Consider the following 24,759-nt stretch of genomic DNA (forward strand, 5'->3'; position numbering starts at 1 on the left):
GATAAATATGCAAATAGCGAACGCACTGTTGCCGCTCGCTGAACAGTGTCAGCCGAGGTGACTTTGCGACGCCGCGTACAACTCGCGGAACGTGCGCCCGGTCGGTGTCGGCATGTCGCGCGTATCCATCCAGCCGCCCATCATCGGCAGGCGCCGCAGCATGCCGCCGTCGCCGCCCAGCCGTTCGAGCACGCGCACCGCGAGTTTGGTCGCCAGCGCATACAGCATCGGGCGCCGGGCGAAGAACCCCCACGCGGCGAGCGCCGCGCGTTCGCGCCACGGCCGCAGGTGGCGCTCGACCTGCTTCTCGCGCAACGTGCGCAACAGGTGCGACAACGGAATCCCGGCCGGGCACACGCTGTCGCATTCGCCGCACAGCGTCGCCGCCTGCGGCAGGTCGAGCGTGCGCTCGAGTCCGACGTAGCTCGGCGTCAGCACCGATCCCATCGGCCCCGGATAGACCCATCCGTACGCATGACCGCCGACCTTCTGGTACACCGGGCAATGGTTCATGCACGCGCCGCAGCGGATGCAGCGCAGCATCTCCTGGAATTCGCCGCCGATCAGGCCCGTGCGGCCGCCGTCGACGAGCACCACGTAGTTGTGCTCGGGGCCGTCCTCGTCGCCGGGCCCGCGCGGCCCGGTCAGCAGCGAGAAATAGTTCGACGTCTTCTGCCCGGTCGCGGAACGCGGCAGCAACCGCATCGCGGTCGCGAGATCCTCGAGGGTCGGCAGCACCTTCTCGATGCCCGTCACCGCGACATGCACGCGCGGCATCACCGTGCACATGCCCTCGTTCCCTTCGTTCGTCACGATCGCGACCGAACCCGTTTCGGCGATCACGAAGTTGCCGCCCGTCACGCCCATGTCGGCCGACATGAAATGCGGGCGCAGCACCTCGCGCGCCTCGCGCGTCATGTCCGGGATCTCGGTGAGCCGCTCGCGCCCATGCGTGCGCGCGAACAGGTCGGCGATCTCGTCCTTGTCCTTGTGCACGACGGGCGCGATGATGTGGCTCGGCGGCTCGTTGTCGTTGATCTGCAGGATGTATTCGCCGAGGTCCGTCTCGATCGACTGCACGCCCATCTCGGCGAGCACCGCGTTCAGGCGCATTTCCTCGGACACCATCGACTTGGTCTTGATGACCTTCCTCACGTCGTGCCGGCGCGCGATGTCGGCCACGAGCCGCGCGGCGTCCGCGGTCGTTTCGGCGAACAGCACCGTCGTGCCGCGCCGCGTCGCCTCGCGCTCGAACGCCTCGAGCCACACGTCGAGATTCTCGAGCGCGCGATTGCGGCGCGCTTTCAGCGCGGCGCGCGTGGCCGGGAAGTCGATCATGGTCATCGCGTCGGCGCGCGCGGACACGAACTTCGTCGACAGCTTCTTCAGGTTCTGCTGCAGGCGCTGGTCGGCCAGCTTCTGGCCGGCGCGCGCCTTGAAATGCATCGATTGGACTTGCATCGCGGTATCGGGGAAAAGTGAGCGGAACCGGGCGTCAGACGTCGCCCGCCAGCACCTGCGCGACGTGCAGCACGCGCGTGTCGCGGTCGCCGGTGCGGCGCAACCGCCCTTCGATGTTCAGCATGCAGCCGAGATCGCCGAGCACCACCGTGGCCGCGCCCGACGCGCGCACGTTCGCGCATTTTTCATCCGCGATGGCCGCCGAGATATCGCCGTACTTCACCGAGAACGTGCCGCCGAAGCCGCAACAGTGCTCGCAGTCCTTCATCTCGGTGACGGCCACGCCGCGCTGCGCGAGCAGCGCGCGCGGCTGCGCCTTCACGCCGAGCTCGCGCAGCCCCGAGCACGAATCGTGATAGGTGACCGGCCCGGCGAATTCGCCCGGCGCCAGCGACACCTTCGCGACGTTCGCGAGGAAATCGGTCAGTTCGTAAACTTTCTGCTGGAACCGCGTGTAGCGCCCCATCAGCTCGGGATCGTCGCGGAACAGATCAGCGTAGTGCGCGCGGATCATCCCGCCACACGAACCGGACGGGGCGACGACGTAATCGAACGGCTCGAACTCGCGCAGCGTCTTTTCCGCGAGGTCGCGCGCGAGCGCGCGGTCGCCCGAGTTGTAGGCCGGCTGGCCGCAGCAGGTCTGCGCGGGCGGCACGACCACCTCGTAGCCCGCGTCGCGAATCAGCTTGAGCGCCGAAAAGCCGATTTCGGGGCGCATCAGGTCGACCAGGCAGGTCACGAACAAACCGACTCGCATACGTGCTCCTTCGAGAAAACGGCTCTCATTATCCGACGTTTGTCCGGCAAGACCAACGCCGGCCCCCGCGCAAGCCCGCGATGCGCGAAACGAGGACTTCCTCGAACGGCGTTCGCTTTTTTCACGATACGAGATACAATCGATCCAACACCGCTTGCCGCGTCAACCGATTCCTCCCCCGACATGAGCCAACCCACCCCGGATTCAAAAACGTCGATCCAGGTGATCGAACGCATGATGCGGTTGCTGGACGCGCTCGCCGCGCACAGTGACCCCGTCAGCCTGAAGGAACTTGCGCAGCGCACGGAGCTGCACCCGTCGACCGCGCACCGCATCCTCAACGACATGGTGACCTGCCGCCTCGTCGACCGCTCCGATCCCGGCACCTACCGCCTCGGCATGCGGCTGCTCGAGCTCGGCAATCTCGTGAAGGCGCGCCTGTCGGTGCGCGACGCGGCGCTGATGCCGATGCGCGAGCTGCACCGCCTCACCGGGCAGACCGTGAACCTGTCGGTGCGCCAGGGCGACGAGATCGTCTACATCGAGCGCGCGTACTCCGAGCGCTCGGGGATGCAGGTCGTCCGTGCGATCGGCGGCCGCGCGCCGCTGCACCTCACGTCGGTCGGCAAGCTGTTCCTCGCGGCCGACGAAACGTCGCGCGTGCGTGCGTATGCGACGCGCACGGGGCTGTCCGGCCATACGCAGAACAGCATCACCGATATCGCGAAGCTCGAGCGTGAGCTGACGATCGTCCGCCAGCAATCGTGCGCGCGCGACAACGAAGAGCTCGAACTCGGCGTGCGCTGCATCGCGGCCGGCATCTACGACGATTCGGGCAAGCTCGTCGCGGGCCTGTCGCTGTCGGCGCCGGCCGACCGGCTGCAGGACGCGTGGCTCGGCCAGTTGAGCCGGACGGCGCTCACCATCTCCGAATCGCTCGGCTACCGGCCGGCGCCCGCGAAGGACGTGGACGGGCTGCAGCGGCAGGCGTAAGCCGCGCCGTCGACCAGGTTCGGCGGCGGTTCCGAGAGACAAAAAAAGCCCCGCGATTGCGGGGCTTTTCGTTGCGGCGACCGGTACGGTACGGCGGCAAACCACCGCACGCGATCAGGTACCGCCGCTCGGCGTGTTGGCCGCCGTCAGGCGCTCGCCGCCGCCGGCGTCGAGCCAGTTGCGCAGGCGCGAGGCATCGGCGAAACGCGAGTACTTGCCGAACGAATCGAGCAGCACCATCACCATCGGCCGGCCGTGAATCGTCGCCTGCATCACGAGGCATTCGCCCGCTTCGTTGATGAAGCCCGTCTTCTGCAGGCCGATGTCCCACGAACCGTTGCCGCGGATCAGCGCGTTGGTGCTGTTGTAGACGAGATTGCGCTTGCCCGTGTACACCTCGTAGGTACGATCGGTCGAGAACTGGCGGATCATCGGGTACTGGTACGCCGCATTGACCATCTTCACGAGATCGCGCGCGCTCGACACGTTCGAGCTCGACAGGCCGGTCGAATTCTCGAAATGCGTATCGGTCATGCCGAGCGACTTCGCCTTCGCGTTCATCGCCGCGATGAACGCCGGACGGCCGCCCGGGTAGTAGCGCGACAGCGCGGCGGCCGCGCGGTTTTCCGACGCCATCAGCGCGATGTGCAGCATGTCCTCGCGCGACAGCACCGAGCCGACCGACAGGCGCGAGCCCGTGCCCTTCTCGTAGTCGCGGTCTTCGTCGGTGACTTCGAGCTGATCGGTCATCGGCGACTTCGAGTCGAGCACGACCATTGCCGTCATCAGCTTCGAGATCGACGCGATCGGCACGACCGCGTGTGAATTCTTGTCGAACAGCGGCTCGCCGGAATTCTGGTCGACGACGTACGCGACGCTCGAGCGCAGCGCGAGCGCGTCGGGCGTGTCGTGCAGGCCGAACGCCTGGCCGACCGTCGGACGGCGCGGCTGGAACGCGACCTTGCGCACCGCGCCGCGATGGCCGCCATGCAGGTTGTTCGCCGCGAGCGTCACGCGCTTTCGCGACGCCTTCGCGCGCGGCGCATCGGCGTCGGCGACCTTGGCGGATTTGTCGGAGGTCGCCCTGGCCGACTTCTTCTTCGCTGACGAAGCAGGAGCGACGGCCTTTTTCTTGGCGGCTTGGGTCTTCGCAGTGGCGGCGAAGGCGTCAGCAGGCGTGACGGACGCGGTGGTCGCCAGCAACGCGACTGCGACCGACACAGCGGTGCCGAGCGTCATGCTCTGCAACAATCTGCGCGGTGAAAACGATTCGGCTTTCATTGGGGTCTGGACAAAGCGGGCGGGAGGTTTCCGCAAGTGTAGTTAAAGCTGAAAAAAAGAGCAATATTAGGCACTTACCGATCGTCTTTAAACCGGAATGTAAGAGTCGGCCAACCTCCGGCCAATCGACCCTTCCGCTCCCATCGAAAAAATCGATGGGATGCACTGCCCGACAGCGCCCGTCTCCCGATTACCACGCGGTTAATTGAGATAACGTCACTTCGGAGGCAATTTAAAGCGGGGAAAGTACGTATCCGGTGCTCGGCGTGCCCAGGGCGCCGGTCTCGACCGTGACGGCGGCACGTCGCCACGGCACGCGCATCGAAACGGCGCGTTTTTCGACAGGAGCAGAAGGATAACGTTCCATGGGCCTGTCAGGTTTACCTGTGCGTGATCATGGTGCGGCGCGTTTGCCCCGCCGCCGTGCGCACCATGTGGGAACACGTATGAAACCGATTCCGAACGGGCGCCATAACTCGTTGTTTTATCGATAATTTGTCGCGATTGTGCAACGCACAAAAAGTGCTTGACATCCGTGCCCTCTGCCCTAAAATAGGCCTCATTGCTGCGTTGCACAAAGCACGCGGCGCCGAAGTTCCCCAGCGTAGTGCCCTTTATCCTGCGATCGACGCGATCGCTTTTCAGGAGCCTGACATGTCCTTGCTGACCCCCGAGCAAATCGCCGCCGCCCAAAAAGCCAACCTCGAAAGCCTGTTCGGTCTGACGACCAAGGCGTTCGAAGGCGTCGAAAAGCTGATCGAACTCAACCTGCAAGTCGTGAAGTCGACGCTGGCCGAAGGCCAGGAAAACGCGCAGCGTCTGCTGTCGGTGAAGGACGCGCAGGAACTGATCGCGCTGCAAGCGAGCCTGTCGCAGCCGGTCGCGGAAAAGGTGCTGTCGTACGGCCGTCACCTGTACGAAATCGCCTCGTCGACGCAAGCCGAGTTCGCGAAGGTCGCCGAAGCGCAATTCGACGAGCAGAACAAGAAGGTCCAGGCACTCGTCGACAACGTCGCGAAGAACGCCCCGGCCGGTTCGGAAACGGCTGTCGCCGCACTGAAGTCGGCACTGAACGCTGCGAACACCACGTACGAAACGGTTCAGAAGGCCACGAAGCAAGCGGTGGAAATCGCTGAAACGAACTTCAACGCCGCTGCTGCCGTCGCAACGAAGGCCGCAACCGCCGCTGCCGCACGTCGTTCGAGCAAGCCGGCCGCGTAAGCGTCCCCTGCTCCTGAAAGAGCCGCGCCCAGCGCGGCTTTTTCGTTTCTGGCGCGGCAGCGTGCGCGGGCGGCAACGGCCCGCCGCCTTCGAGCGCTGTCGCGCGCCAGGCAAAACAAAACGCCGCCGCCCGGTTTGCCCGGGCGGCGGCGTTGTTTCGTGGCCGGCGCGCAGCCGGCCGTGCCGGTCGCGTTACTTCTTGCGTTGCGGCGGCAGGTCCGTACAGACGCCTTCATACAGCTCGGCGGCCATGCCGACCGATTCGCCGAGCGTCGGGTGCGGGTGGATCGTCTTGCCGATGTCTTCCGCGTCCGCGCCCATTTCGACCGCGAGACACACTTCGCTGATCAGGTCGCCCGCGTTCAGGCCGACGATCGCACCGCCGATCACGCGATGGGTTTCCTCGTCGAAGATCAGCTTCGTGAAGCCTTCGTCGCGGCCGTTCGCGATCGCGCGGCCCGAAGCGGCCCACGGGAACACGGCCTTGCCGTACTTGATGCCTTCGGCCTTGCATTGATCCTCGGTCTTGCCGGCCCACGCCACTTCCGGATCGGTGTAGGCCACCGACGGGATCTGCAGTGCATCGAAGTACGCCTTTTCGCCGTGCGCGGCTTCCGCGGCGACGTGGCCCTCATGCACGGCCTTGTGCGCGAGCATCGGCTGGCCGACGATATCGCCGATCGCGAAGATGTGCGGCACGTTCGTGCGCATCTGCTTGTCGACGTCGATGAAGCCGCGATCCGTGACCGCGACGCCCGCCTTGTCGGCACCGATCTTCTTGCCGTTCGGGCTGCGGCCCACCGCGACGAGCACGAGGTCGTAGCGCTGCGCTTCCGCCGGCGCCTTCTCGCCCTCGAACTTCACGTAGATGCCGTCTTCCTTCGCTTCCGCGCCGACCGTCTTGGTCTTCAGCATCACGTTGCCGAAGCGCTTCGCGTTGTACTTTTCCCAGACCTTCACGAGATCGCGGTCGGCGCCCATCATCAGGCCGTCCATCATTTCGACGACGTCGATCTCGGCGCCGAGCGTCGAGTAGACCGTCGCCATTTCGAGGCCGATGATGCCGCCGCCGATCACGAGCATGCGCTTGGGCAGTTGGCGCAGTTCGAGCGCGCCCGTCGAATCGACGACGCGCGGGTCTTCCGGCATGAACGGCAGCTTCACGGCCTGCGAGCCCGCGGCGATGATCGCCTGCTTGAACTTGACGACCTTCTTGCCGTTTTCGCCCTGCACTTCCATGTGGAACGGATCGACGAACGCGCCGACGCCGGTGACCACTTCGACCTTGCGCGCCTTCGCCATGCCGGCGAGGCCGGTCGTCAGTTTCTTGACGACGCCGCCCTTGAAGTCGCGCAGCTTGTCGAGATCGACCTGCGGCTTGCCGAACGTGATGCCGTGCGACGCGAGCGCCGCGGCTTCCTCGACGACGAGCGACGTATGCAGCAGCGCCTTCGACGGGATGCAGCCGACGTTCAGGCACACGCCGCCGAGCGTCGAATAGCGCTCGACGAGTACGGTCTTCATGCCGAGGTCGGCGGCGCGGAACGCGGCCGAGTAGCCGCCGGGGCCGGCGCCGAGCACGAGCATGTCGCACTCGATGTCGGCGGCGCCGCTGTAGCTGCCGGCTTGCGGCGCGGGCGCGGGCGCCGCTGCGGCCGGAGCCGGTGCGGCGGCTGCGGGCTTCGGCGCTTCGGGCGTTTTCGCGGGAGCGGGCGCGGCTGCGCCTGCCGACGCTTCGACGATGGCGATGACGGTGCCTTGCGAGACTTTCTCGCCGGCTTTGACCTTGACTTCCTTGACGGTGCCGGCGACGTCGCTGGGCACTTCCATGGAGGCTTTATCGGATTCGAGCGTGATGAGCGTCTGCTCTTTTTCGATCACGTCGCCGGGTTTGACGTTGACTTCGATGACATCGACGCCGCTGAAATCGCCGATATCCGGAACCTTGACTTCGATGAGACTCATGACTGTCCCCTTCTTGATTGACTGCAGACAGAGGGGGAGGAACCCGCGAGAGAACCGACTACGGCTACGGCCTGACAAAAACAGCGAACCCGGGCAGAACCACCTTTGCCGTCCGCCCAAGGACGCGCCTTTCTTTTGGTTACTTTTCTTTGGAAGACAAAGAAAAGTGACCGCCGCCCCGCGCGGGGGCGACGCTAGCAGACCGTTAGCGCAACAGGTTCACCGACAAGTGCGTGGAGAACCAACCCAAAACCACGCCCCCGCGAGCCCCACCCCGCTCATCAAAGAATGATGCGACGGAAATCCCCGAGCAACGCTCCGAGATACGCATTGAACCGCGCGGCTTCCGCGCCATCGATGACACGATGGTCATACGACAGCGACAGCGGCAGCATGAGCCGCGGCACGAACTGCTTGCCGTCCCACACCGGCTTCATCTGGCCGCGCGACAACCCGAGGATCGCCACTTCCGGCGCGTTGATGATCGGCGTGAAGTTCGTCCCGCCGATCCCGCCGAGCGACGAAATCGAGAAGCAGCCGCCCTGCATCTGGTCCGGCTTCAGCTTGCCTTCACGCGCGGCCTTCGAGAGGTCGCTCATTTCCTTCGCGATGTCGACGAGGCCCTTCTTGTCCGCGTCGCGGATCACCGGCACGACGAGGCCGTTCGGCGTATCGGCCGCGAAACCGACGTGGAAGTACTGCTTGAACACGAGGTTGTCGCCGTCGAGGCTCGCGTTGAAGGTCGGGAATTTCTTCAGCGCGGCAACGACCGCCTTGATCACGAACGCGAGCATCGTGAACTTCACGCCCGCCTTTTCGTGTTCCTTGTTCAGCTGGACGCGCAGCGCCTCGAGCTCGGTGATGTCCGCTTCGTCGTTGTTCGTGACGTGCGGGATCATCACCCAGTTGCGATGCAGGTTCGCGCCCGAGATCTTCTTGATGCGCGACAGCGGCTTCGCCTCGAACGGGCCGAACTTCGAGAAGTCGACCTTCGGCCAGGGCAGCAGGTTCAGCTCGCCGCCGCCCGCCGGCGCGGCTGCCGCGGCCGGCGCCGCGCGCTGGCCCGTCATCACGCCCTTCACGAAGCCCGTGACGTCTTCCTTCGTAATGCGGCCCTTCGGACCCGAGCCCTGCACGCGCGCGACTTCGACGCCGAGTTCGCGTGCGAACTTGCGGACCGACGGCGATGCGTGGCTGGCGCGATATTCGCCCGACGGCGCGGCGGCCGGGGCCGGCGCGGCGGCAGCCGGTGCCGGCGCAGCCTTCGCGGGTGCCGGCGCGGCGGCAGGCGCCGGCGCGGCCGGAGCCGGTGCGCTGGCCTGCGGTGCGGCGGCAGCCGGTGCGCCGGCGGCTTCGAGCAGCACGATCAGCGTGCCTTCCGACACCGAATCGCCCACCTTGACCTTGATGTCCTTCACGACGCCGGCGGCCGGGCTCGGCACGTCCATCGTCGCCTTGTCCGACTCGAGCGTGACGAGCGACTGTTCCTTCTCGACCGTGTCGCCGACCTTCACGCCGATCTCGATCACCGGGACGTCCTTGTAGTCGCCGATGTCGGGCACCTTCACTTCGAGCGTGCCGCCGGACGCGGCCGGTGCGGCAGCGGCCGGTGCCGGCGCTGCTGCGGGAGCGGGAGCCGGAGCCGCCGCCGGCGCGGCCGCGCCGTTCGCCTGCGCGCCCGCGCCGCCTTCGAGCAGGACGATCAGCGAACCTTCCGACACGGAATCGCCGACCTTGACCTTGATTTCCTTCACGACGCCGCCTACCGGGCTCGGCACGTCCATCGTCGCCTTGTCCGACTCGAGCGTGACGAGCGACTGCTCGGGCTCGACCGTATCGCCGACCTTCACGCCGATCTCGATGACCGGCACGTCCTTGTAATCGCCGATATCCGGCACCTTCACTTCGATCGCTTGACTCATCTGTTTCTGTCTCCATGGCCGCGCGCGCTCCCCGCGGGAGCGGCGCGCGGCATCACACGGCGTGTGCGTTAAACGGTCATCGGGTTGGGCTTGGACGGATCGAGGTTGTACTTGGCGATCGCGTCCGCGACCACCTTGCGCTCGATCGTGCCTTCGTCGGCCAGCGCGTTGAGCGCCGCGACGGTGACCCAGTGACGGTCGACTTCGAAGAAGTGACGCAGCTTCTCGCGAGTGTCCGAACGACCGAAGCCGTCGGTGCCCAGCACGACGAAGCGGCGATCGATCTGGCCGCGGATCTGGTCGACCAGCGCACGGACGTAGTCGGTCGATGCGATGACCGGGCCCTGCGTGTCCTTCAGGCACTTCTGCACGTGCGACAGGCGACGCTCCTCGGTCGGATGGAGCAGGTTCCAGCGCTCGACCTGATGGCCTTCGCGCGCGAGTTCGGTGAAGCTCGGCACGCTCCACAGGTCGGCGGCGACACCCCAGTCGTTCTTCAGCAGGTCGGCGGCAGCGATCACTTCGTTGAAGATCGTGCCCGCGCCGAGCAGCTGGACGCGCGGCGCCTTCTTGTCGGCGTCGGCCTTCCTGAACGCGTACATGCCCTTGATGATGTCGGCCACCACGTGCTCGCCCTGCGGAATCGCCGGGTGCTCGTAGTTCTCGTTCATCACCGTGATGTAGTAGTACACGTCTTCCTGGTCCTGCACCATGCGGCGCAGGCCGTCCTGGACGATCACCGCGAGTTCATAGCCGAACGTCGGGTCGTAGCTCACGCAGTTCGGCACCGATGCCGCCCACAGCAGCGAGTGGCCGTCTTCGTGCTGCAGGCCTTCGCCGTTCAGCGTCGTGCGGCCCGCGGTACCGCCCAGCAGGAAGCCGCGCGAACGCATGTCGCCCGCGGCCCACGCGAGGTCGCCGATGCGCTGGAAGCCGAACATCGAATAGAAGATGTAGAACGGCACCATGATCTCGCCGTGCGTCGAATACGACGTCGCCGCCGCGATCCAGTCGCACATGCCGCCCGCTTCGTTGATGCCTTCCTGCAGGATCTGGCCGGTCTGCGATTCCTTGTAGAACATCAGCTGGTCGGAATCTTCCGGCACGTACTTCTGGCCTTCCTGGTTCCAGATGCCGATCTGGCGGAACAGGCCTTCCATGCCGAACGTACGCGATTCATCCGGGACGATCGGCACGACGCGCTTGCCGAGCGCCTTGTCCTTCAGCAGGATGTTCAGGATCCGCACGAACGCCATCGTCGTCGAGATCTCGCGGCCTTCGCCCGTGCCCTTCAGCAGCGGCTCGAACGCGTCGAGCGCCGGCACCGGCAGCGACGTCGCCTTCTCGCGGCGGTGCGGCAGGTAGCCGCCGAGGTCCATGCGCTTCTGCCGCATGTATTCGAGTTCCTTCGAGCCTTCGTCGAACTTCAGGTACGGCACGTCGGCGATCTGCTCGTCGGTGATCGGCAGACGGAACTGGTCACGGAACTTCTTCAGTTGCTCGACCGGCAGCTTCTTCTGCTGGTGCGTGATGTTCATCGCCTGGCCCGACTCGCCCATCCCGTAGCCCTTGATGGTCTTCGCGAGGATGACGGTCGGCGCGCCCTTCGTGTTGGTCGCTTCGTGGAACGCCGCGTAGATCTTGTGCGGATCGTGGCCGCCGCGGTTCAGCGCCCAGATGTCGTCGTCCGACCAGTCGGCGACGAGCGCCTTCAGTTCAGGCGTGTTGAAGAAGTGCTCGCGCACGTAGGCGCCCGACTCCGACTTGTACGTCTGGTATTCGCCGTCGACGACTTCCATCATGCGGCGCATCAGCGCGCCCGTCTTGTCGCGTGCGAACAGCGCATCCCAGCGGCTGCCCCAGATGACCTTGATCACGTTCCAGCCGGCGCCGCGGAATTCCGATTCGAGTTCCTGGATGATCTTGCCGTTGCCGCGCACCGGGCCGTCGAGACGCTGCAGGTTGCAGTTGATCACGAACACGAGGTTGTCGAGCTTCTCGCGGCTCGCCATGCCGATCGCGCCGAGCGATTCCGGCTCGTCCGTCTCGCCGTCGCCGAGGAACGCCCACACCTTGCGGCCTTCCGTCTTCGCGATGCCGCGCGATTCCAGATACTTCATGAAGCGCGCCTGGTAGATCGCCATGATCGGGCCGAGACCCATCGACACGGTCGGGAACTGCCAGAAGTCCGGCATCAACCACGGGTGCGGGTACGACGAGATGCCCTTCCCGTCCACTTCCTGGCGGAAGTTGTCGAGCTGCTCTTCCGTCAGGCGGCCGAGCAGGAACGCGCGCGAGTACACGCCCGGCGACGAGTGGCCCTGGACGAACACGAGATCGCCGCCGTGCTGGTCGGACGCCGCGTGCCAGAAATGGTTGTAGCCGACGTCGTAGAGCGTCGCGGCCGACGCGAACGATGCGATGTGGCCACCGACGTTCGTGTCCTTGCCCGCGCGCAGCACCATCGCCAGCGCGTTCCAGCGCGTGTACGAACGGATGCGGTGCTCGATGTCCTGGTCGCCCGGAATCTTCGCCTGGGCTTCGACCGGAATCGTGTTGATGTACGGGGTATTGGCGGAGAACGGCAGGTGCTCGCCGTGCATGCGAGCGAATTCGATCTGCTTTTCGATCAGGTAATGCGCGCGGCCGGTGCCCACGGAGGAGATCACGCCATCGAGCGACTCCAGCCACTCGACGGTTTCTTGCGGGTCGTCGTCACGTTCGGCGGCGACATACTTCATCACTTCGTTCGGTACAGCGGACATTCTCGTCTCCTGGGTCCTGGAATGTGAGGATCGCTCTCGTGCAGACGACGCGGCGCGGCCGGCTGCGGGCAAGCTCCGACGGATTGTAATGAGCGTGGATGGGCCTGCGCAACAAAATTTTCGAATCGTGAGATCTTTTCTCATGATGCGAAATATTGCTGCGCTGCACCCATATTTCGGGGCTCCGCGGCCCGTCTCATCGGAACAAAACCGTTTCCGTTCAACCTATCCGGTATCGGTTTTCCATGTATTGCGCTGCGCTACAATCCTGCCATGTTGACCGATCGGCTTTTCGCACGCTCGGCGCGACCGCCGGGCCCGCCGGCGGAGTCGCAGCCGTCCCGTTGGCACCACGGACCGTGGTGGTCCAACTCCTATTTGCTGACGCCCCTGCTGTCGATCCTGGTGTTCCTCGTCGTGATGAGCCTCATCCTGTGGAGCCTCAACCGGCGCGAACAGCAGCAGCAGGAAGACACCCTGTTTCGCAACGTCGCGTGGGCCCAGCAACAGATCCGCCTGTCGATGACGGGCGCGCAGGAACAGCTGCAGGCGCTGTCGCGCGACCTCGCGTCCGGCCGCCTCGACCAGAACGCGTTCCAGATGGCCGTCGCGGACGTGATGCAGACGCATCCGGAAATCCTCTACCTGAACTGGTACACGGCGCCGGGCGTGCAGCGCTGGCCGGCCGTGCATCCGCCGCTGCTCGGCCAGCGGCTCGCGAAGCCCGGCGACGCGCAGATGCAGGACGCCGTGCGCGGCGCGTACGACGAAGCGCGCAGCACGCGCCGCCAGGCGTATTCGCCGCTGATCTACGACGAGTTCGGCAACGGCTTCATCACGTTGCAGACGCCCGTGATGCGCGGCGACCGCGAATATCTCGGCTCGCTCGCCGCGGTGTTTTCGGTCGAGGGCATCCTGAAGCACGACATCCCGCAGGAACTGTCGTCGAAGTACAAGATCTCGATCACCGATTCGAACAACCGCGAACTGTCGTCCACGTCGACGCGCCCGCGCCTGCCGCGCGACTCGCACTACGATCTCCCGCTCGACCCGCCCGGCCAGGGGCTGACGGTGCGCGTGTACGCGTTCCCGCAACTCACGAACCTGACCAACAACACGCTCGTGTGGCTCGTCGCCGGCCTGTCGTGCTTCGTGCTGTGGAGCCTCTGGAGCCTGTGGAAGCACACGCGCCAGCGCTTCGAGGCGCAGCAGGCGCTGTACGCGGAAGCGTTCTTCCGGCGCGCGATGGAAAACTCGGTGCTGATCGGCATGCGCGTGCTCGACATGCACGGCCGCATCACGCACGTGAACCCCGCGTTCTGCCGGATGACGGGCTGGGACGAGAGCGATCTCGTCGGCAAGGTCGCGCCGTTCCCGTACTGGCCGCGCGACGCGTACCCTGAAATGCAGCGCCAGCTCGACATGACGCTGCGCGGCAAGGCGCCGAGCTCGGGCTTCGAGCTGCGCGTGCGGCGCAAGAACGGCACGCTGTTCCATGCGCGCCTGTACGTGTCGCCGCTGATCGACAGCTCGGGCCGCCAGACCGGCTGGATGTCGTCGATGACGGACATCACCGAGCCCAAGCGCGCGCGGGAAGAGCTCGCGGCCGCGCACGAACGCTTCACGACGGTGCTCGAAAGCCTCGACGCCGCGGTGTCGGTGCTCGCCGCCGACGAAGCCGAGCTGCTGTTCGCGAACCGCTACTACCGCCACCTGTTCGGCATTCGCCCGGACGGCCATCTGGAGCTGTCGGGCGGCGGCTTCGACCGCGCGCAGGCGTCGTCCGACTCGATCGACATGGTCGACGCGTTCGCGGGCCTGCCGGCCGCCGCGCTGACGAGCAGCACGGCGGATGCGCAGGAGGTGTACGTCGAGAGCATCCAGAAGTGGTTCGAGGTACGCCGCCAGTACATCCAGTGGGTGGACGGCCACCTCGCGCAGATGCAGATCGCGACCGACATCACGACCCGCAAGAAGGCGCAGGAACTCGCGCACCAGCAGGAAGAAAAGCTGCAGTTCACGAGCCGATTGATGACGATGGGCGAAATGGCGTCGTCGATTGCTCACGAATTGAATCAGCCGCTCGCCGCGATCAACAACTACTGTTCGGGCACGCTCGCGCTCGTCAAGAGCGGCCGCGGCACGCCCGAGACGCTGCAGCCCGCGCTGGAGAAGACCGCGCAGCAGGCGCTGCGCGCGGGGATGATTGTCAAGCGGATCCGCGAATTCGTGAAGCGCAGCGAGCCGAAGCGCCAGCCGGCGCGGGTCGCGGACATCGTCGCCGACGCGGTCGGGCTCGCCGAAATCGAGGCCAGGAAGCGCAGGATCCGGATCGTCACGGAAATCCTCGCAAGAATGCCTATTATTTATGTCGACCCCGTGTTGATCGAGCAGGTGCTCGTGAACCTGATGAAGAACGCAGCCGAGGCGATGGCCGACGTGAAGCCGGCGTCGGTGGACGGCGTGATCCGCGTCGTCGCCGACATCGACGCCGGCTTCGTCGACATCCGCGTGATCGACCAGGGCCCGGGCGTCGACGAAGCAACCGCCGAGCGCCTGTTCGAACCGTTTTACAGCACCAAGTCCGACGGCATGGGCATGGGGCTGAACATCTGCCGTTCGATCATCGAATCGCATCGGGGGCGTCTGTGGGTGGTCAACAACGTCGAGCCGGACGGCCGCATTTCCGGCGCGACGTTCCACTGCAGCCTGCCCATTGGGGAACCCGCTGATCTCGGCCAAGGGGGGCGCGAGGCATCGGCATCACATACCGTTACGGGAGAACTATGAATAGCCCTGTCACCACCACTCAGGAAACCGTCTTTGTCGTCGACGACGACGAGGCCGTACGGGACTCGCTGCGCTGGCTGCTGGAGGCGAACGGCTATCGCGTGCAATGCTTCTCGAGCGCCGAGCAGTTCCTCGATGCGTACCAGCCGGCGCAGCAGGCCGGCCAGATCGCGTGCCTGATCCTCGACGTGCGGATGTCGGGCATGAGTGGCCTCGAATTGCAGGAGCGCCTGATCGCCGACAATGCCGCGCTGCCGATCATCTTCGTCACCGGCCACGGCGACGTGCCGATGGCCGTGTCGACGATGAAAAAGGGTGCGATGGACTTTATCGAGAAACCGTTCGACGAAGCCGAGCTGCGCAAGCTCGTCGAGCGGATGCTCGACAAGGCCCGAAGCGAAAGCAAGAGCGTCCAGGAACAGCGCGCCGCGAGCGAACGCCTGTCGAAGCTGACCGCGCGCGAGCAGCAGGTGCTCGAACGGATCATCGCGGGCCGCCTGAACAAGCAGATCGCCGACGATCTCGGCATCAGCATCAAGACGGTCGAGGCGCACCGCGCGAACATCATGGAAAAGCTCAACGTCAACACGGTGGCCGACCTGCTGCGCCTCGCGCTGTCGAAGAAACAGGCCTGAGCGGTTTCTCCGGCCACGGCGGCACGGCGCGCCCCGGCCGCCCGGCCCGCCACCGGCGTTTGCCGCCCCGCGCGATGCGGCCCACTCGCGCGGCGGCGGCCGTTCCTCCCGGCGCACGCACGCCGCGGCCATGACGCTTCCCGTTGATTCGCTGTCGGACGGCAGCAGGCGACCGGTATAATTACGTGCTTTGCTACGGCGCTTCGCGCGCCGTACGCCCGCATTCCAACTTCCCGGCAGGACCCACCACCATGACAGCCCTCCTCATCGACGGCAACGCCCTTTCGAAGACCTTGCGTGCCCAGGCCGCCGAACGCGCCGCCGCACTGACCGCACGCGGCCACCAGCCCGGTCTCGCGGTGATCCTCGTCGGCGCGAACCCGGCGAGCGAAGTCTACGTGCGCAACAAGATCAAGGCGTGCGAGGACAACGGTTTCTTCTCGCTGAAGGATGCGTACCCGGCCACGCTGTCGGAAGCCGACCTGCTCGCGCGCATCGACGAGCTGAACCGCGACCCGAAGATCCACGGCATCCTCGTCCAGTTGCCGCTGCCCGCGCATATCGACAGCCACAAGGTGATCGAGGCGATCGCCCCGGAGAAGGACGTCGACGGCTTTCACGTCGCGAACGCGGGCGCGCTGATGACCGGCAAGCCGCTGTTCCGCCCGTGCACGCCGTACGGCGTGATGAAGATGTTCGAAGCGCACGGCATCGCGCTGCAAGGCGCGAACGCGGTCGTGATCGGCCGCTCGAACATCGTCGGCAAGCCGATGGCGATGATGCTGCTCGACGCCGGCGCGACCGTGACGATCTGCCACAGCAAGACGCGCGACCTCGCCGCGCATACGCGCCAGGCCGACGTCGTGGTCGCCGCGGTCGGCAAGCGCAACATCCTGACCGCCGACATGGTCAAGCCGGGCGCGACGGTGATCGACGTCGGCATGAACCGCGACGACGCGGGCAAGCTGTGCGGCGACGTCGATTTCGCGGGCGTGAAGGAAGTCGCCGGCTACATCACGCCGGTGCCGGGCGGCGTCGGCCCGATGACGATCACGATGCTGCTGATCAATACGATCGAATCCGCCGAACGCGCGGCTGCCGCCGCAGCCTGACGCTGCCTTTGCCCGGCCGGCGCGCGGTTCAGCGCGCCGGCGCCTCGCCAGCCGCAATCGCGCGGCTGCAATCGCGCCGGCCGGCGCGCCCGATGCACCTCGCCGGCCGCGCCTGGCCGCCCGCGCCTGGCCGGCCGCCCGCTCCGACCCTGCGTCAATCGCGTCATTAGAAACTAACGATTGGAAAGCGCACGATGCGCCCCAATAATGTCGGTATCGGGCGCCGCTTCGTCGCGCCTCACCCTTTTCACCCCGGTTCATCCGGCAACAGACAGGGAGTCTTAATGTCCGCCAGCGCCAACACCAATCCGCTCCTCGACTTCTCCGGCCTGCCCCGTTTCGGCGAGATCCGCCCGGAACACGTGACGCCCGCGCTCGATACGCTGCTCGATGCCGCCAGCCACGCGGTCGAAACGGCGAGCGCGAGCGACACGCCGTCGACCTGGGCCGCCGTCGTCGAAACGGTCGAGCGGGCCACGGAGCCGCTCGGCCGCGCCTGGGGTATCGTCGGCCACCTGAATGCGGTCGCCGACACGCCCGAACTGCGGGCTGCCTACGGTGAGAACCTGCCGCGCGTGACCGAGTTCTGGTCGAGCGTCGGCCAGAATCTCGCGCTGTACGAAAAGTACAAGGCGATCGCCGCGAGCGCCGAATACGCGACGCTGTCCGCCGAGCGCAAGAAGATCCTCGACAATGCGCTGCGCGACTTCCGGCTGTCGGGCGCCGAGCTGCCCGAGGAGCAAAAGCCGCGCTTCGCGCAATTGCAGGAACAGCAGGCCGCGCTGTCGAAGGCGTTCTCCGATCACGTGCTCGACGCGACCAATGCGTACGCGTACTTCGCGAAGGACGAAGCCGAGCTGGCCGGCCTGCCCGGCGACGCGATCGAGGCCGCCCGCGAAGCCGCGCAGAAGGACGGCAAGGAAGGCTGGAAATTCACGCTGCATTTCCCGTCGTACTTCCCGGTGCTGCAGTACGCGGACAACCGCGCGCTGCGCGAGACGCTCTACCGCGCGTATGCAACGCGCGCGTCGGAGCTCGGGCCGCAGTACGGCGACGGCAAGGCCGAATGGGACAACACGGCGATCGTCGCCGACGCGCTGAAGCTGCGCCGCGAAGAGGCGCAGATGCTCGGCTATCGCAACTTCGCCGAAGTGTCGCTCGCGCCGAAGATGGCCGAATCGCCGCAGCAGGTGATCGCGTTCCTCGAGGATCTCGCGACGCGCGCCCGCCCGCACGCGGACAAGGACTGGGACGAGCTGCGCACGTTCGCCGCGAAGGAACTCGGGCTCGCCGAACTCGCGCCGTGGGACGTCGCGTACGCGGCCGAGAAGCTCCGCCAGCAGCGCTATGCGTTCTCGGAAAACGAGGTCAAGCAATACTTCCCGGAACCGGCCGCGCTGAAGGGCCTGTTCACCGTCACCGAAACGCTGTTCGGCGTCAAGATCAAGCCGGACGATGCGCCGGTGTGGCACAAGGACGTGCGCTTCTTCCGCGTCGAGAACCGCGACGGCTCACTCGTCGCGCAGTTCTATCTCGACCTGTACGCCCGCGAAGGCAAGCGCGGCGGCGCGTGGATGGACGACGCGCGTTCGCGCGCGAAGCGCGGCAGCGACGTGCAGACGCCCGTCGCGTACCTGACCTGCAACTTCTCCGCGCCGGTCGGCGGCAAGCCCGCGTGCTTCACGCACGACGAGGTCATCACGCTGTTCCATGAATTCGGCCACGGGCTGCACCACATGCTCACGCGCGTCGACGAGCTCGGCGTGTCGGGCATCAACGGCGTCGAATGGGATGCGGTCGAACTGCCGTCGCAGTTCATGGAGAACTTCTGCTGGGAATGGGACGTGCTGTCGTCGATGTCGTCGCATGTCGATACGGGCGCCGCGCTGCCCCGCGAGCTGTTCGACAAGATGATCGCCGCGAAGAACTTCCAGAGCGGGCTTGGCACGCTGCGCCAGATCGTGTTCTCGATGTTCGACATGCTGCTGCACGTCGATTACGACCCGGCCGGCGCCACCGGCGTGACCGCGTTCGCGCGCGAGATCAACGAGCGCTATCACGTGATCCCGCAGGCGGCGTTCTCGCGCTGGCCGAACACGTTCAGCCACATCTTCGCGGGCGGCTACGCGGCCGGCTACTACAGCTACAAGTGGGCCGAGGTGCTGTCGGCCGACGCGTACGCGGCGTTCGAGGAAGCGGCCGCGACCAGCGGCAGCGTGCTCGACGCGGCAACCGGCACGCGCTATCGCCGCGAAATCCTCGAGGTCGGCGGCAGCCGTCCGGCGATGGAGTCGTTCAAGGCGTTCCGCGGCCGCGAACCGCAGATCGACGCGCTACTGCGCCACAACGGAATGGCGGCGTCCGCGCACTGAGCGCGCCGCCTGGCCACGCCGGCTGTTCAGGCTGCATCGACAGGCACCGCTTCGGCGGTGCCTTTTTTCATGGCGCGGGCGTGTCGTCGCCCACTTCGTCGTCGAACAGCAGGAATTGCCCGTGGCGCTCGGCCGTGTCCTCGTCGATGCGCACGCCGACGCCGAGCAGCCGCACCGGCCGCGCGCGCCGCAACAACCCCTTCGCGAGCAGCGTGACGGCCGTCTCGGCATTCGTCGCGTCGGCCACGCACTCGACCGTCGTCCGCTGGAAATCGGCGAAGCGGATCTTCACGTACAGCTTGCGGATCGACCGCGCAGCGCCGGCGCGCTCGATTCGCGCGTCGAGCTGCGCGACGAGGCGGCGGATTTCGTCCGCGCATTGCTCGAGCGTCGTCAGGTCGGTCACGTAGGTCGTCTCGACGCTGACCGACTTGCGCTCCTGGTCGGCCTGCACGGGCCGCTCGTCGATCCCGCGCGACAGTTCGTACAGCCGCCGCCCGAACGCGCCGAACTCGCGGTGCAGGTCGATCAGCGGCCAGTCGCGCAACTGCGCGCAGGTCTGGATGCCGAGCCGGTCGAGCCGCGTGGCCGTCACCCTGCCGACGCCGTGCAGCTTGCGCACCGGCAGTGCCGCGACGAATGCGTCGATCTCGTGCGGCCGCACGACGAATAGCCCGTCGGGCTTGTTCCAGTCGGACGCGATCTTCGCGATGAACTTGTTCGGCGCGACGCCCGCCGACACGGTCACGCCGACCGTATCGCGCACCCGCTCGCGGATCTCGCGCGCAATCAACGTCGCACTGCCCTGGCAGCGTTCCGACCCGCTGACGTCGAGGTACGCCTCGTCGAGCGACAGCGGCTCGACGTCCGGCGTGTAGTCGCGATAGATCGCCATGATCTGCCGCGACGCCGCGCGATACTTGTCCATCGCGGACGGCAGGATCAGCAGGTCCGGACACTTGCGCATCGCCAGCGCCGACGACATCGCCGAATGCACGCCGTAGCGCCGCGCCTCGTAGTTGCAGGTCGCGATCACGCCGCGCTGGTCAGGCCGGCCGCCAACCGCGAGCGGCCGGTTGCGCAGCGACGGGTCGTCGCGCATCTCGACCGACGCGTAGAAGCAGTCGCAGTCGCAATGAATGATCTTGCGCATGCGCGGCGGCGCGTCGCCGGGCGGCGGTGCGTGCGAATCGGCAGGCGGGATGGTGGTCGGGCTCACGGTGCCGATACTGTACAAAAACACAGTGCCGGTTTCAACTGCCACGTATGTCCGGAGCCAGTCGCCCGGCGCCGGCCACTCACGATCGGCTGCGCCGTACCGGCCCGGTTTGCGCGGATCGTACCGGCCGGGCACGGGCAGCGGCGCCTATACTCGTCTGCCGCGATACACGAAACGCAAAGGTGATCGATGAAGACGATCGGACTGATCGGCGGCATGAGCTGGGAATCGTCGGCCGAGTACTACCGGATGATCAACCGGCACTCGAAGGCATTGCACGGCGGCCATCACAACGCGAAGAGCGTGCTGGTCACGGTCGACTTCGCCGAAATCGAAGCGCTGCAGCGCACGCACGACTGGGCCGCGCTCGGCGAACGGATGGCCGACGCCGCGCGGCAGCTCGAAGCGGCCGGCGCCGATCTCGTTGTCCTGACGACGAATACGATGCATCGCGTGCACGACGCGATCGAGGCCGCGGTGACGCTGCCGTTCCTGCACATCGCCGATCCGACCGGCAAAGCGCTGCGCGCCGCGGGCGTCGAGCGCGTCGCCCTGCTCGGCACGCGCTATACGATGGAGCTGCCGTTCTATGCGGAACGGCTGCGCGGGAAATTCGGGCTCGACGTGCTGGTGCCGGACGAGCGCGGGCGCGACGACGTGCACCGGATCATCTACGACGAGCTGTGCCACGGCGTCATCTCGGCGGCATCACGCGCAACGTATGTGTCGATCATCGACGAACTGGCGACGCGCGGCGCGCAGGCCGTGATCCTCGGCTGTACGGAAATCACGCTGCTGATCGGCGCGGACGATGCGCCGCTACCGGTATTCGATACGACCGCGCTGCACGCGAAGGCTGCCGTCGAGTGGGCCGCGCGGTAACGGCGACAGCGATCCGCGCGCGAAAAACAAAAAACCCGGCACGAAGCCGGGTTCTTGTAGACGAAGTGCGCATCGGTCAATTGCGCGGCACATCGCCTAATGTGCTTGGTTGCGGGGACAGGATTTGAACCTGTGACCTTCGGGTTATGAGCCCGACGAGCTGCCAGACTGCTCCACCCCGCGTCAGAGAAATAAATTATAGGGTGAGGAAGTACTCACGTCAATACCTTTGTCACAATTTCTGCTTCCGCTGCCCAACCGGCGATGCGTGGCACATGCGCAAGCCCGCATGACGCGCGTTCGCACCCCATGCTCGCGGTAAGATGGCGGCCTTCGCATTCACGCCGCACGCATCCTCCCGTTCATGAAAATCGCCACCTGGAACGTCAATTCGCTCAACGTCCGCAAACAGCACGTGCTCGACTGGCTCGCGCAAAGCGGCGCCGACGTACTGTGCCTGCAGGAACTGAAGCTGCCGGACGAGAAATTCCCGCGCGCCGATCTCGAGGCGGCCGGCTACCGCAGCTGGTTCACCGGCCAGAAGACCTACAACGGCGTCGCGATCCTCGCGCGCGACACGCTCGCCGTCGACGAATCCGACGTCGTGCGCAACATCCCCGGCTTCGACGATTCGCAGCAGCGCGTGATCGCCGCGACGGTCGACGGCGTGCGCATCGTGTCCGCGTACTTCCCGAACGGCCAGGCGCTCGACTCCGACAAGTTCGTCTACAAGATGCAATGGCTCGATGCGCTGCAGGCGTGGCTGCGCACCGAGCTGCAGCGCTACCCGAAGCTCGCGCTGCTCGGCGACTACAACATCGCGCCGGAAGACCGCGACGTGCACGATCCCGCGAAATGGGAAGGCCAGAACCTCGTGTCGCCGCAGGAGCGCGCGCACTTCGCGCAGCTGATCGAACTCGGCTTCGTCGATGCGTTCCGCCGCTTCGAACAGCCCGAGAAAACCTTCACGTGGTGGGACTACCGGATGATGGCGTTCCGCCGCAACGCGGGGCTGCGCATCGACCACATCCTGCTGTCGCCGGCGCTCGCGGCGACCTGCACGTCGTGCGAGGTCGATCGCGTGCCGCGCACGTGGGAACAGCCGTCCGACCACACGCCCGTCGTCGCGATCGTCGGCTGATCGTCCAGCGCCTGTTCACGCCGATACCGGGCCCCAAGCGGCCCGCGCGCGATCAGCGCCGCGCGGGCGCCGGCCCGAGATGGGCCCACAGGAAGCCGAATTCGGCGGCGTCGGCTTCCGCGCGTTCGAGATCGTCGGCGCTGCCGTGGCCGCCGTCGGTGTTCTCCCAGTACCACACCCGTTCGTGACCGAGCGCCTGCATGCGCGCGGCCATCTTGCGCGCATGCGCGGGATGCACGCGGTCGTCGCGCGTCGACGTCGTCAGCAGCAACGGCGGATACGCGACGCCTTCGCGCACACGGTGATACGGCGAATACGCGGCCAGCGCCGCGCCTTCGCGCGGATCGTCGGGGTCGCCGTATTCGTCGAGCCATGCGGCGCCCGCGTGCAGTTTCGGATAGCGCTGCATGTCGAGCAGCGGCACGCGGCACAGCACCGCGCCGAACAGCTCGGGCCGCTGCATCATGCACGCGGCGACCAGCAGCCCGCCGTTGCTGCCGCCTTCGATCCCCAACTGCGCGGCGCGCGTCACGCCGGTCGCAATCAGATCCTCGGCGACCGCGATGAAATCGTCGAACGAACGCTGCCGGTGTTCGCGCTGCGCGTCGACGTGCCAGCGCGGCCCGAACTCGCCGCCGCCGCGGATGTGCGCGAACGCCATCACGCCGCCGCGTTCGAGCCACCCGATGCCGAACGCATCGCTGTAGCCCGGCAGGTTCGGAATCGCAAAGCCGCCGTAGCCCGACAACAGGCATGGCCGCGCGACGCGCGCCACGCCTTCCGGTGCATCGAGCGCATCGCGCGGCCCGATCAGCGTGTACGGCACCACCGTGCCGTCGCGCGAACGCGCGCTCGCGCGACGTACGACGAGCCCGGCCGCATCGAACTGCACCGGCGGCCGGTCGAGCAGCACGCGGCGCGACGGCGCATCGTCCGCGCGATCGGCAAGATCGGCCAGCCAGCATTCGGGTGGATCGAGCGTGGTGTCGACGTCGACGTACACCTCGTCGTTCAGCGTCGACTCGACGGGCTCGACGTCGATCTGCGCGTCGCCCGGCCACTCGAACGGCCGTGCGTCCCACGTCCACGATCCGTCGTCGGCCTGCTTCGGCTGCCACAGCATGGTCCGGTTGTGCACGTCGTCGAGCCAGCTCGCGATCAGCGTGGTGCGCGTGTGCGTCCACGTGCAGGCGGACGTCGTCGGTCGCGGTGCGAACAGCGTCGTGAATGTGCGCGCGCCGGCGAGGAACGCCTGCTCGCGGATCGCGAGCAGCGAACCGCCCGCGTGGCGCACGCCGTCGCAATCCCAGTCAAGGCGCGGCTCCAGCATGAGCCAGCCTTCCCAGAACCCGACCTCGACATGTGTCGGCACGTCGTAGCGCGCCCATTCGCCCGCGTCGGTCAGCCGATACGCATGCGCGTCGAAGAAGTCGACGCTGCGCCACGCGACGTGGCGGCGGTCGATCGGGTCGTACCATGCGCCCGCGCTGATGTCGTCCGGCTCACCGCTGAACACGACGGGCGCATCGGCGAGCGCGGTGCCGCGTACCCAGCGCCGCACTTCATACGGATAACCGGCCGCGGTCGCATGTGCTTCGCCGCGATCCCAGCTCACGTACACGGTGTCGCGGTCGATCCAGCCGACCGTGTGATGGCCCGGTTCGTCGATCGTGAAACCGCCGTCGACGAAACGGCGCTCGACGAGATCGAATTCGCGCACGACGACCGCGTCGGCGCCGCCGGGCGACAGCGACAGCAGCACGCGATCGCCGTCCGGATACAGGATCGCCTCCTGCTCGAACACCCACGACTCCCCCTCTTCCGCGCCGAGCGCGTCGACGTCGAGCAGCGTTTCCCAGGCCGGCTGGCCGGCTCGCCAGTCGGCCCAGCGCGTGCGGCGCCACAGTCCCTTCGGGTGGAGATCGTCCTGCCACAGGTCGTACGCCCAGTCGCGCCAGCGGGTCGGAATCACCGGGCGTTCGCGCGGCAGATACGCTTTCGCGAGACGCGCGGTCAGCGCGCGATAGGCATCGTCGTCACGCAGCGCGGCGCGCGTGCGCGCATTCTGCTCGTCGACCCACGTACGGGCGCGCTTGCTGTCGAGCGCTTCGAGGAAACGGAACGGGTCGGCCCCGGCGGGCCAGCGGAAGGAATCGGACATGGAGGATCGGCGGAATGGCAAACGGCGTGCAAACCGCGATTATGTCCGATCGCGGCATGCGCGGGCCCGCGCATGCCGCGAA

16 protein-coding genes and 1 tRNA gene are annotated in these 24,759 nt (G+C 66.6%); 8 read left to right on the forward strand and 9 right to left on the reverse strand.

Annotated elements, in window-relative coordinates:
• Nucleotides 1–48: 48 nt before the first annotated feature.
• Nucleotides 49–1,461 (reverse strand): lactate utilization protein B, encoded by a 1,413-nt coding sequence (locus tag CFB49_RS11780; RefSeq protein ID WP_089491368.1) that lies wholly within the window; start codon nucleotides 1,459–1,461, stop codon nucleotides 49–51.
• A 34-nt stretch (nucleotides 1,462–1,495) separates the two neighbouring features.
• Nucleotides 1,496–2,218, reverse strand: coding sequence for a (Fe-S)-binding protein (locus CFB49_RS11785; RefSeq protein WP_089435269.1), 723 nt, complete (start codon nucleotides 2,216–2,218; stop codon nucleotides 1,496–1,498).
• Nucleotides 2,219–2,401: 183 nt separating this feature from the next.
• Between CFB49_RS11785 and CFB49_RS11795 the strand changes: the two genes are divergently transcribed.
• A complete protein-coding gene (locus CFB49_RS11795) occupies nucleotides 2,402–3,211 on the forward strand; it encodes an IclR family transcriptional regulator (RefSeq protein WP_050013008.1) in 810 nt (269 codons plus the stop codon).
• A 114-nt stretch (nucleotides 3,212–3,325) separates the two neighbouring features.
• On the opposite strand, the gene pbpG is transcribed toward CFB49_RS11795, so the two are convergent.
• The gene (gene pbpG / locus CFB49_RS11800) at nucleotides 3,326–4,492 is read right to left on the reverse strand and encodes a D-alanyl-D-alanine endopeptidase (protein ID WP_050013009.1); all 1,167 of its coding nucleotides are present in this window, start codon (nucleotides 4,490–4,492) and stop codon (nucleotides 3,326–3,328) included.
• 654 nt (nucleotides 4,493–5,146) lie between these two features.
• On the opposite strand from pbpG, the gene CFB49_RS11805 reads away from it, so the two are divergent.
• Nucleotides 5,147–5,713 (forward strand): phasin family protein, encoded by a 567-nt coding sequence (locus CFB49_RS11805; protein WP_034188948.1) that lies wholly within the window; start codon nucleotides 5,147–5,149, stop codon nucleotides 5,711–5,713.
• 192 nt (nucleotides 5,714–5,905) lie between these two features.
• On the opposite strand, the gene lpdA is transcribed toward CFB49_RS11805, so the two are convergent.
• From lpdA to aceE, 3 genes are all read right to left on the reverse strand, one after another.
• Nucleotides 5,906–7,678, reverse strand: coding sequence for a dihydrolipoyl dehydrogenase (gene lpdA / locus CFB49_RS11810; RefSeq protein ID WP_089491369.1), 1,773 nt, complete (start codon nucleotides 7,676–7,678; stop codon nucleotides 5,906–5,908).
• Between the two features lie 281 nt (nucleotides 7,679–7,959).
• Complete coding sequence (aceF, locus tag CFB49_RS11815; RefSeq protein WP_089491370.1) at nucleotides 7,960–9,600, reverse strand: dihydrolipoyllysine-residue acetyltransferase; 1,641 nt, start codon at nucleotides 9,598–9,600, stop codon at nucleotides 7,960–7,962.
• A gap of 68 nt (nucleotides 9,601–9,668) precedes the next feature.
• Nucleotides 9,669–12,365: a pyruvate dehydrogenase (acetyl-transferring), homodimeric type gene (aceE, locus tag CFB49_RS11820; protein ID WP_089491371.1), complete on the reverse strand. Its 2,697-nt coding sequence runs from the start codon at nucleotides 12,363–12,365 to the stop codon at nucleotides 9,669–9,671.
• A gap of 273 nt (nucleotides 12,366–12,638) precedes the next feature.
• Between aceE and fixL the strand changes: the two genes are divergently transcribed.
• The 4 genes from fixL to CFB49_RS11845 all read left to right on the forward strand — a co-directional run bounded on the left by fixL (nucleotide 12,639) and on the right by CFB49_RS11845 (nucleotide 19,274).
• Nucleotides 12,639–15,155, forward strand: a complete 2,517-nt coding sequence (fixL, locus tag CFB49_RS11830; RefSeq protein WP_089491372.1) for an oxygen sensor histidine kinase FixL — start codon at nucleotides 12,639–12,641, stop codon at nucleotides 15,153–15,155.
• Nucleotides 15,152–15,790 (forward strand): oxygen response regulator transcription factor FixJ, encoded by a 639-nt coding sequence (fixJ, locus tag CFB49_RS11835; RefSeq protein ID WP_006493245.1) that lies wholly within the window; start codon nucleotides 15,152–15,154, stop codon nucleotides 15,788–15,790. The genes fixL and fixJ overlap by 4 nt, the downstream gene beginning before the upstream one ends.
• A 251-nt stretch (nucleotides 15,791–16,041) precedes the next feature.
• Complete coding sequence (gene folD, locus CFB49_RS11840; RefSeq protein ID WP_069621816.1) at nucleotides 16,042–16,902, forward strand: bifunctional methylenetetrahydrofolate dehydrogenase/methenyltetrahydrofolate cyclohydrolase FolD; 861 nt, start codon at nucleotides 16,042–16,044, stop codon at nucleotides 16,900–16,902.
• Nucleotides 16,903–17,186: 284 nt separating this feature from the next.
• Nucleotides 17,187–19,274, forward strand: coding sequence for a M3 family metallopeptidase (locus CFB49_RS11845; protein ID WP_089491373.1), 2,088 nt, complete (start codon nucleotides 17,187–17,189; stop codon nucleotides 19,272–19,274).
• 67 nt (nucleotides 19,275–19,341) lie between these two features.
• Here the strand turns inward: CFB49_RS11845 and dinB are convergent, their stop codons facing one another.
• The gene (dinB, locus tag CFB49_RS11850) at nucleotides 19,342–20,517 is read right to left on the reverse strand and encodes a DNA polymerase IV (RefSeq protein ID WP_089491482.1); all 1,176 of its coding nucleotides are present in this window, start codon (nucleotides 20,515–20,517) and stop codon (nucleotides 19,342–19,344) included.
• Between the two features lie 165 nt (nucleotides 20,518–20,682).
• On the opposite strand from dinB, the gene CFB49_RS11855 reads away from it, so the two are divergent.
• Nucleotides 20,683–21,375 carry an aspartate/glutamate racemase family protein gene (locus tag CFB49_RS11855; protein ID WP_089491374.1) on the forward strand — a complete coding sequence of 231 codons (693 nt, stop codon included), beginning with the start codon at nucleotides 20,683–20,685 and terminating at the stop codon, nucleotides 21,373–21,375.
• Between the two features lie 106 nt (nucleotides 21,376–21,481).
• Here CFB49_RS11855 and CFB49_RS11860 read toward each other — a convergent pair.
• Nucleotides 21,482–21,558: transfer RNA gene (locus CFB49_RS11860), tRNA-Met, on the reverse strand.
• A gap of 181 nt (nucleotides 21,559–21,739) precedes the next feature.
• Here CFB49_RS11860 and xth point away from each other — a divergent pair.
• A complete protein-coding gene (gene xth, locus CFB49_RS11865; RefSeq protein ID WP_069621812.1) occupies nucleotides 21,740–22,516 on the forward strand; it encodes an exodeoxyribonuclease III in 777 nt (258 codons plus the stop codon).
• Between the two features lie 52 nt (nucleotides 22,517–22,568).
• On the opposite strand, the gene CFB49_RS11870 is transcribed toward xth, so the two are convergent.
• Nucleotides 22,569–24,677, reverse strand: coding sequence for a prolyl oligopeptidase family serine peptidase (locus CFB49_RS11870; RefSeq protein ID WP_089491375.1), 2,109 nt, complete (start codon nucleotides 24,675–24,677; stop codon nucleotides 22,569–22,571).
• Between the last annotated feature and the right edge of the window lie 82 nt (nucleotides 24,678–24,759).

The organism is Burkholderia sp. AU17457 (genome assembly GCF_002223255.1).
Classification (GTDB): domain Bacteria; phylum Pseudomonadota; class Gammaproteobacteria; order Burkholderiales; family Burkholderiaceae; genus Burkholderia; species Burkholderia sola.

What these genes read in the sequence shown, in the direction of transcription:
- CFB49_RS11780 (WP_089491368.1), bottom strand. Translation starts at nt 1,461, where the DNA reads ATGCAAGTCCAATCGATGCATTTCAAGGCGCGCGCCGGCCAGAAGCTG.
- CFB49_RS11785 (WP_089435269.1), bottom strand. Translation starts at nt 2,218, where the DNA reads ATGCGAGTCGGTTTGTTCGTGACCTGCCTGGTCGACCTGATGCGCCCC.
- CFB49_RS11795 (WP_050013008.1), top strand. Translation starts at nt 2,402, where the DNA reads ATGAGCCAACCCACCCCGGATTCAAAAACGTCGATCCAGGTGATCGAA.
- pbpG (WP_050013009.1), bottom strand. Translation starts at nt 4,492, where the DNA reads ATGAAAGCCGAATCGTTTTCACCGCGCAGATTGTTGCAGAGCATGACG.
- CFB49_RS11805 (WP_034188948.1), top strand. Translation starts at nt 5,147, where the DNA reads ATGTCCTTGCTGACCCCCGAGCAAATCGCCGCCGCCCAAAAAGCCAAC.
- lpdA (WP_089491369.1), bottom strand. Translation starts at nt 7,678, where the DNA reads ATGAGTCTCATCGAAGTCAAGGTTCCGGATATCGGCGATTTCAGCGGC.
- aceF (WP_089491370.1), bottom strand. Translation starts at nt 9,600, where the DNA reads ATGAGTCAAGCGATCGAAGTGAAGGTGCCGGATATCGGCGATTACAAG.
- aceE (WP_089491371.1), bottom strand. Translation starts at nt 12,365, where the DNA reads ATGTCCGCTGTACCGAACGAAGTGATGAAGTATGTCGCCGCCGAACGT.
- fixL (WP_089491372.1), top strand. Translation starts at nt 12,639, where the DNA reads ATGTTGACCGATCGGCTTTTCGCACGCTCGGCGCGACCGCCGGGCCCG.
- fixJ (WP_006493245.1), top strand. Translation starts at nt 15,152, where the DNA reads ATGAATAGCCCTGTCACCACCACTCAGGAAACCGTCTTTGTCGTCGAC.
- folD (WP_069621816.1), top strand. Translation starts at nt 16,042, where the DNA reads ATGACAGCCCTCCTCATCGACGGCAACGCCCTTTCGAAGACCTTGCGT.
- CFB49_RS11845 (WP_089491373.1), top strand. Translation starts at nt 17,187, where the DNA reads ATGTCCGCCAGCGCCAACACCAATCCGCTCCTCGACTTCTCCGGCCTG.
- CFB49_RS11855 (WP_089491374.1), top strand. Translation starts at nt 20,683, where the DNA reads ATGAAGACGATCGGACTGATCGGCGGCATGAGCTGGGAATCGTCGGCC.
- xth (WP_069621812.1), top strand. Translation starts at nt 21,740, where the DNA reads ATGAAAATCGCCACCTGGAACGTCAATTCGCTCAACGTCCGCAAACAG.
- CFB49_RS11870 (WP_089491375.1), bottom strand. Translation starts at nt 24,677, where the DNA reads ATGTCCGATTCCTTCCGCTGGCCCGCCGGGGCCGACCCGTTCCGTTTC.